Origin of the sequence: Escherichia albertii NBRC 107761 = DSM 17582 (assembly GCF_000759775.1) — a bacterium.
In the GTDB taxonomy this organism is placed as follows: Bacteria; Pseudomonadota; Gammaproteobacteria; order Enterobacterales; family Enterobacteriaceae; genus Escherichia; species Escherichia albertii.
In genome coordinates, this window is record NZ_BBMY01000142.1 from 1 (window position 1) to 11,530 (window position 11,530).

Annotated in this window: 7 protein-coding genes; all 7 read left to right on the forward strand. The window is 47.0% G+C overall.

Going from position 1 to position 11,530, the window contains the following annotated elements; translation table 11 throughout:
* The first annotated feature begins 430 nt into the window (after positions 1-430).
* On the forward strand, positions 431-1,762 hold the full coding sequence (locus EA14781_RS19520) for a nucleotide-binding domain-containing protein (RefSeq protein WP_000995828.1): 1,332 nt from the start codon (positions 431-433) through the stop codon (positions 1,760-1,762).
* A gap of 2 nt (positions 1,763-1,764) precedes the next feature.
* On the forward strand, positions 1,765-2,343 hold the full coding sequence (locus tag EA14781_RS19525) for a Cap15 family cyclic dinucleotide receptor domain-containing protein (protein ID WP_042336081.1): 579 nt from the start codon (positions 1,765-1,767) through the stop codon (positions 2,341-2,343).
* A gap of 516 nt (positions 2,344-2,859) precedes the next feature.
* Positions 2,860-3,459, forward strand: coding sequence for a helix-turn-helix transcriptional regulator (locus EA14781_RS24495; protein ID WP_000619807.1), 600 nt, complete (start codon positions 2,860-2,862; stop codon positions 3,457-3,459).
* A gap of 187 nt (positions 3,460-3,646) precedes the next feature.
* Entirely contained in the window at positions 3,647-3,862 is a 216-nt protein-coding gene (locus EA14781_RS19540; RefSeq protein WP_000423501.1) for a zinc ribbon domain-containing protein, read from the forward strand.
* 210 nt (positions 3,863-4,072) lie between these two features.
* Positions 4,073-6,250 carry an intimin-like inverse autotransporter SinH gene (gene sinH, locus EA14781_RS19545; protein ID WP_000250982.1) on the forward strand — a complete coding sequence of 726 codons (2,178 nt, stop codon included), beginning with the start codon at positions 4,073-4,075 and terminating at the stop codon, positions 6,248-6,250.
* A gap of 55 nt (positions 6,251-6,305) precedes the next feature.
* Positions 6,306-7,319 carry a SinI family autotransporter-associated protein gene (locus tag EA14781_RS19550; protein WP_001183757.1) on the forward strand — a complete coding sequence of 338 codons (1,014 nt, stop codon included), beginning with the start codon at positions 6,306-6,308 and terminating at the stop codon, positions 7,317-7,319.
* 140 nt (positions 7,320-7,459) lie between these two features.
* On the forward strand, positions 7,460-11,530 hold a 4,071-nt coding region (locus EA14781_RS19555), incomplete at its 3' end, for an adhesion domain-containing protein (protein WP_000093883.1).

Below are 11,530 nucleotides of genomic sequence, written 5' to 3' on the forward strand. Positions count from 1 at the left end.
GTGACAGAAGAATACATATCGACAAAAAAACAGCGTTAGAAAGCATTTTAGGTGGCTAAAATTGGATGTACTAAACGATGAGTAGCCTCATGAGTACTGATTTGTACTCGATCTAACACTATTGTTGACCTGACGCAAACACTCTTAACAATCGGCTATGGGTCAAAGCTAACATTACTGACATAGTAGGACGTTAATTGGTTGGTATATAATGAGACATATGATTGTTGACGGAGAAATCAACAATCTATAGTGGCTACTTGTTTGAATGTGATATTTTTGTTAAACAGGTGACTGGGTAATCAAGATAGGAGCACTAAGCTATGACTTATGATGAATGCTACTACACGATTCATATTGGATAAGTAATCTAGTGTAGATGTAGAGCTTCTTACCCTTGGCTTTGAAAGCGATCGATAAAGGAAATAATATGAATTGCAGTGACCTTTTTTATGCTGATACAAATACAGAAAACACACTTCATCAGAGAACTCAATTATCTGAAGTTATATTATCTAAAGGTATTGCAAAGAAAAATGAGTTAATAGAATTTCTAAGACAAGAGTTAAAGGAAGCGTTTGACTGTGATGTGCGATTTTGGTTACAAGGTTCATATAAAAGCCATACGCTGATAAAACCGGTAGATAAGTTTTCATCATATGATATCGATATCGGCGTATATTTATTTTTCGATGCTGAAAATGAGGGGGTTGATTCTAAAGATGTTAAGGAAACGCTGAGGGATGCACTATTGTCTTATTGTTCCATTAATAATGAAGCAAAACTGCAAGAGTCAAAAAATGCTTGTGAAGGACTAAAGTTCTCTACTTTTCTTACTGTTGATACTCCTATTTATTATAAAACAGATACTAAGATAAAATTAGCGACAGACAAAGGCTGGAGTGACAGTGATCCAAAAGCTATTCAGGATTGGATTACAAATTATTATAAAGACAAATCTGACAGAGCTTTAATGAAGCGACTCGTTCGATACTTCAAAGCTTGGGTAAATGTAAAGTGGCAAAACACCGGGTTTAAAAAAATACCCTCATTAGCTATTAATGTTTTGGTAGCCCAGCATATGAAACAGCATGTGCGAGAAGATGATTGTTTTATATATACGGCGTTAAGTATTTGCGAGGAACTAGAATCTACATTAATAGTTAGAAACCCTTTAAATAATAGCAACTTAATTTCCATGCCTCAAGATGCTGAGTGCTTTGCACATCAAAAACTTGATGAATTAAAGCAAGTATGCCTTAGCTGCATTAAGTCCGATGATATTAAAAGGGGAGCCCATTTTTCAAATCTTTTCCAACATTACTTCCCACAAATATCATTAGATTCTGCTACAGGTAGCACTGGTCTGCCTACGGTAGTTAATGTTCCTGAAATCTCAGTTTGTAGATATGATAAAAATGGTAATCATGTTGAAACAATAATTACTGATAGATTGACTGTTAATAAAGGGGATTCACTAACTTTTACAATCCGTAATCATTATGATTTTAATATCTATTCTAGTGCGCAATGGACAGTCAGAAATATTGGCTCACAAGCAAATGATGCTAATGATATTGGACACTCAGTCACAGGTAAACCTAGTGAAAGTCATAAACGAGGCACTTCGTATACGGGGTCTCATACTATGGAATGTATGATTTTACATAATGGGGCAATAATAGGATTTAAAACTATACATGTAATAGTAAAACCTGCGCGTACAGTAAGAAGAAAAACACTTAAATTCTGGAGGGCATGAGAATGTGGGAGCTTTTACCATCGAAGATAAAATATGGGATATCTACTATAATATCTATTATTGTTTTTTTGTTTTTTTTGGAGTTTCTCGGGCAACCAGTTTTGAAGTCGGTTTCTTATACTATTACTACTATTACGATTTTGGCTTTTATATTTGGTAAGTATTTATGGAAGTATTTTTATATAGACTATTTAAAACATAAATTCTGCCCTGATTTTAATGGGCGATGGATAGGTAAAATAGAGTCAAATTACAGTGGTGGAACTAAGGTTGAGTTTCCACTGGAGATTAAAGCTGATTTTTTTTCAATTAAAATGAAAGGAAATACCACAATAGGGAGAACTTACTCAAATTACTGTAAGGTTGTAAGGGCTGAAGATGATAGTTTTGAACTTGTATACATGTTTAAAGTTTTCAATGATACACCTTCAATAACTGATACTAGCTTTTACGAAGGTGCAGCCAGATTACGAGTGATTGATATTAAGACAATGAACATGAAAGGGGTGTTTTGGACTAATCGATGTTGGGAAAATGGCAAGAATACAGCAGGTATAATTGAACTTTCAAAAGAAGTTTAACAGTGCTGTATATGTTTTTCATTGTACACTCTGTTAATAAAAATTTGGCTTTGTTTTTTATCACTAACTTTAGCCATTTTTTATCTCTTAACGATGCGTAGATATATGTATATTGCTTTTTACTGGTGGTTAGATCAAGTATGAGTCAATATACTGGTCACCACGAATCAACGAACGGGTGGCGAAAATACGTACAATCAACAACGACCTGTAGGGCGTTGTTGATTGCTTGAACTCAAATTATCTGACTAGTGTCTACCGCATCCATCCAATCAGAATCTATTCCTAGACGTTGTCGAATGTCTTCGTTACTGACCTCTTCCGTTATATTATCCACCAGCAAAGGGTTTTCTTCCGGATAGTTGGGGGAGAGGTTTAGATCCGTCCGTATTTCTTGCATGCTCATATCCATATGTAATTTCTTACTCCAATTGCTAGATAACTACTTACTATTTGTATTATAACTTATATTGTTTACTTTTGTATTAATGCTTGGATAGATATTCAGGTGGATAGATGATTCGCAAGCCACATTTTCCTCATTCCGAATATGATATTGAAGAAGCCAGAGAAGCGTTAACTTACCAGCTTCGGTTGCATCAGCCAGAACACTTCGAAATAACAAGCGCAGAAATGGACAAGTTGCTTAGATTTGGGGTACTGGAACTACGTCCGGATCGTGAAACAATGAGTTACGGTGTACTGACACCAGAAGATTTAGTGAGGGCTTACTATTACTATTTACCACCAGAGCCGACGCCTGAGCCACCAGCCAAAAAACATCCTCTTAAGATACACAAAAAGCTCAGAATTGAGTCTGACCCTGTAAAAGATAAATCGCGGGAGAAACCGCATAAAATACCTTCAAAGAAGGCTGGTTTTCATGAAGAGGCAAGGATAGAACGGGAGAATGATGTCACCAGCTCTGATATTCCAAGCCAAGGATACGTGAGTGTGCAAAAGGTAGCCGATTTTCTTGCTGTTAGCAAAAGTACATTACAGCGATGGAAGATGAGACCTGATTTTCCAAAGCCAGTTAAAATGGGTGAGAGGCGAGTAATGTTCGATGCCTCAGAGATTTTAGCATGGAGCAAAAAACAAGCAAAAAATCGATAAAGTGTCAATTTTATGTGTACACAAGGGTGTACCCAATGGAAAGACAGTTGTTAGAAAATCATTTAAAATCAAATGTTTTTAGTTGTTTTTGTGTTTCATATCAAGAAAAATAAGTAACCACTTACTTATTTGTTGGGTTTCCCTTTCTTTGTGGGGAGGGAAACCCGTATAAAACGCGAGGAACACGATGGAACTCAGCTGCCCAATTTGCCAGAACACTCTCGATATCAGCGGCAACACTGCCCATTGTGCAGTCTGCGATAAAAATTTCACTGTTCAGCCACTTTGCCCGGATTGTCATAAACCATTACAGGTGCTGAAAGCTTGCGGTGCAGTAGATTATTTCTGTCAGAACGGACATGGACTGATTTCTCGTAAGCGAGTCGAATTTTCCGTCTTCTGATATTAATAAAATATATTATTTAATTATATTCCATTTATTTAGTGAATATAACAGCGTATATATTATCACTATAACTGATAAAAGAGTTAAGTGAATCACTATTATTTATTTTTAGGAATGTATTTAGATCTGCAAGTGTATTTTCCCAGGGAGATTTAGAATAGAATTCTAAGCAAATATTCTCTGTATAAAATGTTATAAGGATGTTGTATGGTGCAATGGATGCGCTTTATTTTTTTAACGCTTATCTCTGGCGCTGCGTGTGCGGCACCAGAGATAAGCGTTGGGCAAAATGAATCTTCATTACCTGACCTGGGAAGCGAAGCTGCTCACCAGGAAGAACAAAATAACAAGGGTAAATCTTTTAAAGAACAGGGTGCCGATTACATCACGAACTCTGCCACGCAGGGTTTTGAAAACCTGACTCCCGAGGCGCTCGAATCTCAGGCCAGAAGCTATCTACAAAGTCAAATCACTTCATCTGCCCAGTCATACATCGAAGGCGCATTGTCACCTTATGGCAAGGTAAGATCAAACCTCTCCATCGGTCAGGGTGGTGATCTGGAAGGCAGTTCCATCGACTATTTTATTCCCTGGTATGATGACCAAAGTACTGTTTATTTCAGCCAGTTTTCAGCGCAACGCAAAGAAGAGCGTACAATAGGTAATGCAGGAATTGGCGTAAGACATAATTTTGATAAATGGTTGTTGGGTGGAAATATATTTTATGATTATGATTTTACCCGAGGCCATCGCCGTTTAGGTTTAGGAACAGAAGCCTGGACCGATTATTTAAAATTCTCCGGTAACTATTATCATCCACTTTCCGGCTGGAAAAATTCAGAAGATTTCGATTTTTACGAAGAGCGTCCGGCGCGGGGATGGGATATTCGGGCGGAAGCCTGGCTGCCTGCGTATCCACAACTGGGTGGTAAAATTGTTTTTGAACAATATTATGGCGATGAAGTGGCGCTCTTTGGCACCGATAATCTGGAGAAAGACCCACACGCTGTGACGCTGGGGCTAAATTACCAGCCAGTACCGCTCATTACGGTGGGAACTGATTTTAAGACCGGCACAGGCGATAACACTGATGTCACCGTCAATGCGACCCTTAACTATCAGTTTGGGACGCCGCTCAAAGACCAGCTCGATCCTGAAAACGTTAAGATTGCCCACTCATTGATGGGGAGTCGCCACGATTTTGTCGAGCGTAATAACTTCATTGTTCTCGAATATCGTGAGAAAGATCACCTCGATGTCACTCTGTGGCTGAAAGCCGATGCCACCAATGAACATCCTGAGTGCGTCATTAAAGATACGCCAGAAGAAGCGGTTGGTCTGGAAAAATGTAAGTGGACCGTTAATGCGTTGATTAATCACCACTACAAAATTGTTGCCGCGTCCTGGCAGGCAAAAAACAACGCCGCACGCACTCTGGTGATGCCGGTGATCAAAGAGAATACTCTCACCGAAGGTAACAACAACCGCTGGAATATCGTTCTTCCCGCCTGGCAGTACGCCTCTACCGAAGCCGAACAACAAAAACTCAACACCTGGCGGGTGCGTATTGCGCTGGAAGATGAAAAAGGTAACCGCCAGAACTCCGGCGTGGTGGAAATCACTGTTAACCAGGACCGGAAGATTGAGCTTATTGTTAACAATATTGCCAACGTACCGGAAGAGAATAACCACAGCCATGAAGCGAGCGCCCAGGCCGATGGCGTAGACGGCGTGGTGATGGATTTAGACGTGACGGATAGCTTTGGCGATGATACGGATGGCAAAGGAAATGTGCTCCCGGAAGATAACCTTAATCCGCAGCTTTACGATGCGCAGGATAAAAAAGTCACTCTTGCTAATAAACCTTGCACCACCGAAGTCCCTTGCGTCTTTATTGCCGAAAAGAACAAAGAAAAAGGTACCGTCACGCTTGCCAGTACGTTGCCCGGCACTTTCCGCTGGAAGGCGAAAGCTGCGCCTTATGACGACAGTAACTACGTTGATGTGACCTTCCTCGGCTCCGATATCGGCGGGTTGAATGCCTTTATTTATTGCACTAATGATCCGAAGCCACACAACCTGGCTGGCGTGGACGAACGTATCCCCACAGATTCAACTTACCGTTTTGTCCTGTGGCGTGACAAAAACAAAGACGGCATTTTCCAGCAGTCGGAAAAATTGACCGATGAAGAGATGGCGCAGTACGACTACCAGTGGGAATTTACCGGGCAGAGTGCACACGGTGAAACAGGCGCACAAGCCAACACGACCAATGAAGATATTGTTATTCCGGCGACCAATCAGGAAGCCGCACAGAAGTTTAGCGCGCAGGCGGGCGATGGCGTGCAGGGATACGGTTTACAGGTGAAATACAGCAAGAAATAAGATCGGCGTAATGGCCGATCGGCCAGCCGCTGAGGTTTAACCAAGGAGAGTGTGTATGCAACAGGAAACAAAACGCGGCCTGACGAAGATCGCGCTGGCGTTAGTACTCGCCGGGTATTGTGCAGTGCCCGCGGCGTTAGCAGCAGGTGAGCAACAACTGGGTAATTTGAAAAGCGGCGCCAGTTACACGATGTCCGGCAGCACGGGCGGCATTAATGGTACTGTGCCGTGGATTACCAGCAGTAGCACGCCACAGTTGGATCGGGCTTCAGATACGGGTAAGGATCATGTAATCGTAAGCATTGATCGCGGTGGCCGTACTGTTGCGACCGATGTCGATAAGCAATTTCACGTTAACGATAAAATCACGATTAATTGGACGATTGGCGATCAGCAGGGCGATGTTGACAACGGAGCGAGTAATGCTGGCGCTCCGAATGCCTTAACAAAAGCGACGGTTGTCTGGACGCGGTCCAAAAACCAAAATGGTTCGGATGCGGTTGAGATTAGCGGCACGACAGGCCAGGATTCTTACACCATTCAGGCCGACGATGCTGACTATTATATCGGTATTAAAATTCTACCAACTACCAGTACCGGTGTGCCAAATCAGGCAGAGCAAGTGCTCAACCTGGTTGACTTGTCCGATGCGGACGGTGGTGGTTCCGACAGCGATGATATCCCGACAGGGCCAGTTGTTGATGAAAGCGTGAAAGTCATGATTTACGACAACGCGGCACCTGATGTTGATCTGCTGTCTACTGGTCATACGAGTGATGTTCTGCATACAGAACATACATATAAAGTTCGCATTTACCAGGATAAAGACGGCAGCAATAGCTGGAATACCGGCGACGTGGATGTTACCGCTAATTACGACTACCGATGGGTATTTAGCGGCACCAGTCAACAACTGGGTGCGGCAGGCGGTGATTCTACTGTTGAAAACGCCGATCTGGTCATTCCGGCGACCAATGCGGCAGCCACGACTATCTTCGCCACTGCAGGCGCCGATGGTGTGCAGGGTTACGGTTTGTCCATCAAGTACAAACGCAACGACAATCAGTAATTCTGATTTCACAAACGCCATTCCATCTGGAATGGCGTTTTCAGCGGACTTTACTTAGCCAGGCCAACAATCTGATCTAACGTTAAGTAAAGTGTGTTGCGTGTTATCTCAATATGGGACAGGCGGGATGGAGTTTTCTTATGTCCAGTTTTTTTAAACTGAGCAAAATCATCGGAATCGGGGCGTTGTTCGCCATGATGATGCTTTCCGCCCATGCGGCGCTGAAAGGCGGTCAGTGGCAGCAACCCGTAATGCCAACGGGAGCCATTAACGGCACCGCTCCTTTTGCCGACAGCGCCAGCGTGCCCGTCTACCAGGGCAGCGTGCAGCTTGATCCGACCCAAACTCACGATATTGCCAATACCGCTAAACCCGGCGAGTTCAGCGTCGACGATACTGCCGCCAATATGATCCTGACCAATCCGCAGGATACCCAGGGCGATACTTTTGATATTCCGCCGTTGCTGCGCTGGGAAAACCAGACACCGCCCGCGGTTTCATTAATCTGGGCTGAGGCCGCCACGCCGGACACGCCGCTGAATCCACAGCCGCGCCCGGATCGCTCCTTCTGCGCACAGGATCTGGCTGGACATACGCTGGTGGCGTGGCCGCAAATCAGCCAATCGCAGACTATACCGCAACTGAATTTATTCACCCTGACCGGGGTGCCGAACGAGGGCGTGATCCCATTAAGCGACCAGAAGGTGACGCTCAATATCGCTCAGGCAAGCGGCGATCTGGTGACGATAAGCGTTGCTGGCTATGACGACACGCTAAAGGCGGCGAAAACCACCGTCGGCGGTACGTTGACGCTGACGGTGACGACGAAAGACTGTGTGGGCAATCCGGCAGGCAACATTCCTTTTAGCGTTAAACGTAAAGACGCCGAAAACCGTCAGGGGGGAGTAAATAACGTTGGGCCAGTAATGTTGGATACCACCGAACTGTCCACGACGGCGACAGAATATCGCGGTACGACAGACGAGAACGGCACAGCCACAATCCTGGTCACACAACCCAACGGACCAGGCGTGAAAACACCGCTGGTCGTCAGTCTGGCGGGGATTACTCAAACCAGCGAAACGGCGGTGATTTTCACGGTGTTGACCAGCCCGGACGTGCCGGAAGCCAGCATGTGGGGCCATATGGCCGACACGGTGGAAGCCTACGGCTACACCTTCTCGCGCCCGAAACTGGCGGCGGAAGCCAGTCATGACGGCACAGTGGTTGATCGCAACGAAACCTGGTCCACCTTCACCTGGAGCGGCGCGGACAACCACTGCGCCATTTTGCCCGGTATGCGTCAGTTCGGTGCGCTGGCGACGGTAATTCCGACTTCAGTGCAGCAGGTGCTGGGCTGGCCGATGCAGGATGATTACTACTGGTCGTCGCTGGCGGGAACGACCGGGCAGCACCATGCGGCGAATATGGCGAATCGTAGTGAAGCGCAGAAACCGGACGACACCCGATTTCTGGTGAGCTGTGTGGATAAAGAAGCGCCGGATGTTGAACCGAAGCTGATACTGACGCCGGGAAGTTTTGACAGTACGCTGAATGCCGCGAAAGCGAAGGTTGGCGAAACGATTACCATGCGTCTGGCGATCACCGACAACAAAAATAACGATCAGCCGTTGCCGTATTACTACTTCTCTGTGCACCTGGATAACGGCGTTAACCGTAAGGGGGAAAACGACGCCGCATGGGAAGCGCATCCGGTGCAAATTGCGGAGAATGGCAATTTGCAAAAGGTGGACGACCATACTTACGAAGGTATTACCGATGCCAATGGTCAGGCGACGCTGATCCTGACTCAGCCCGACGGCGCCGGGGTAAAAACGCATATTACGGCGAAAATGCGCAGCAATTTTACAGCTGAAGATGCCAAAGACGTGATCTTCACCGTGATCACCAGCCCGGATGTCGCGCAGGCCCGCATGTGGGGCCATATGCAAGGTCTTATTGCCGCAGGTAGCATATTTAAACGTCCGCGGCTGGCGGATGAAACCAGCCATGAGCTGGGGCAGATGCGTGAAAACAACGAAGACTGGGCGCTGTTCGATCAGGACACCAGCATGCAGGCCGAATGCGGCGTCGGGCATATTCCGCGCCAGAGTTCGCTGGAAAGTTTGTATGCTGCCTATCCCGGCAATGAGATCGGTACCCAATACGGCTGGCCGACGTCGAAGCAGGATTATCTGACCGCGGTAGAAGACGTCACGCACTCTTCCGTCAATCTCAATAATGGCGGCGTCGATAGCTACAGCGGGTTTAAACAAAACTACCTGAGTTGTTCAGGCAATGAGCTGGTGACGCGCATTGCAGCAACGACAGACCGCGATGTGACTGTCGGCACCAAAGCGCAGGCCAAAGTAGGTGAGAAAATCACCATGACGGTGCATACCTTCAATGCACTTAATAATGCGCCAGTGGCTTATGCGGCCTTCACCATTACCAAAGATATCGGCGTGAACCAGCGGGGGCGAGCCGATGGTTTTGACGATCCCACCTCTGGCGCGCTGGAGATGAACGGCACGTTTTACGGTACATCACAGCCGTCGCTGGTCTATTCCGGCACTACGGACGCGCAGGGCAATGCCGCGGTGGTGATTGAACAGCCGCAGGGCGTGGGCTTAAGAACGCCGCTGATTATTACGCCGACCAATTCAGAGATACCTAACACGGTTAACTACTCGGTGATCTTCACTGTTGTTACCAGCCCGAGCGTGCCTGGCCCGCAGGGGGCGCAGATGTGGGGCCATATGGACGACACTATCACCGTCGGTTCCCTGACCTTTGGCCGCCCGAAACTGGCGACGGAAGTGGCGAATGCGTCGAGTTCCATTACTGAGAATAATGAAACCTGGGTACGCGTGACGCAGGCTGATCTGACGAATACCAGCGCGGGCGGCTGCGGCGCCAATATGTTGCCGCGCCGCACGCAACTGACGGATTTGTATAACGCCAACAGCGGTAACGCCATCCAGACGGTTCACGGCTGGCCGACCCAGCGTCAGTCGTACTGGAGCAGTTCCCCGGCGGACAAAGTGCCGCATCTGTATACCGTCTGGCTGAACGACGGCAGTCTGGTGAATAACAATGAGTCCGAGACCTACGTCAGTTGCCTGACTACGGCGAACGCGCCTGCCGCTAGTATTACGCTGGAAGTGGTTGACCCGGCGCAGTGGGATGCGACGGACAACGCGGCGAAGCTGAAAAGAGGCGAAACGTTACCGGTTAAAGTGACGGTGAAAGACGCCGCCGGCAATCCGATGCCGGATATGCCGTTTAACCTCAACCGTGGTGATGGCTATACCCGCTATCCCGTTGAAAGACATACCGCAGGTAGCACCGATGCATTGGTCTCTCCGGTAGTCGTTGACAGCGGTCAACCTGATGAAGTGACGCTGAACGACAAAGCGACTACCTATAGCGCGATGACCGGCAGCGACGGCAGTAAAATCCTTAATATTACCCGCCCGGACACCTACGGCACCAGAACGGCGCTGACGGCGACGCTGTATTCCGATCCGACGAAGAAGGCCGATATGGACACCATTTTCACGGTGCCCACCAGCCCGGACTCTGCGAAAGCCAAAATGTGGGGCCATATGCCGGAGACGCTGACAGCAGGGGGGCTAACGTTTAAACGTCCGCTGTTATTTACTGAACTGAGCACCACCAGTGGACGAAAAAGCCAGGTTGAGGACAACGAAACCTGGGCGCTGTTTACCGAAGGTCAGGCTGGAACGACCAGTGTTAACGGCTGCGGCACGGATTATATACCAGCGCAGGATGCGCTGGTCACGCTGGCAAATAACTGGGGCGGTCATGAGACCGACGGTTGGCCTGTGCTGGTGAATTATGTGAGCAGCACGGCAGATGATGCGACGACGGACAGCCGCAAATATAAAAGCGTGCAGCTCAGCAACGGCACTGGCAGCTCGTTGGCGGCCAGCGATACCGGCTATTTAACTTGCCAGACCACCGCGAACCCTCAAGCGGCGCAGATTACGCTGACGTCAGATAAGACGATAAAAGCTGATAGTTACGACGCGGTTAAAGTAAAAACTGATTACACCACCAATCAGGAACAAATGATTCTGACGGTGACGACGCGTGATGCGCAGGGGAATTTGTTAGGCAATACGCCATTCCTGTTTCGTCATGATACATCGTTAAGTCGCAAAAACGCAGGGGTATCAGATGCCAGG

Excerpts from the sequence above, each read along its gene's own strand:
- EA14781_RS19520 (WP_000995828.1), top strand. The coding sequence starts at position 431 with ATGAATTGCAGTGACCTTTTTTATGCTGATACAAATACAGAAAACACA.
- EA14781_RS19525 (WP_042336081.1), top strand. The coding sequence starts at position 1,765 with ATGTGGGAGCTTTTACCATCGAAGATAAAATATGGGATATCTACTATA.
- EA14781_RS24495 (WP_000619807.1), top strand. The coding sequence starts at position 2,860 with ATGATTCGCAAGCCACATTTTCCTCATTCCGAATATGATATTGAAGAA.
- EA14781_RS19540 (WP_000423501.1), top strand. The coding sequence starts at position 3,647 with ATGGAACTCAGCTGCCCAATTTGCCAGAACACTCTCGATATCAGCGGC.
- sinH (WP_000250982.1), top strand. The coding sequence starts at position 4,073 with ATGGTGCAATGGATGCGCTTTATTTTTTTAACGCTTATCTCTGGCGCT.
- EA14781_RS19550 (WP_001183757.1), top strand. The coding sequence starts at position 6,306 with ATGCAACAGGAAACAAAACGCGGCCTGACGAAGATCGCGCTGGCGTTA.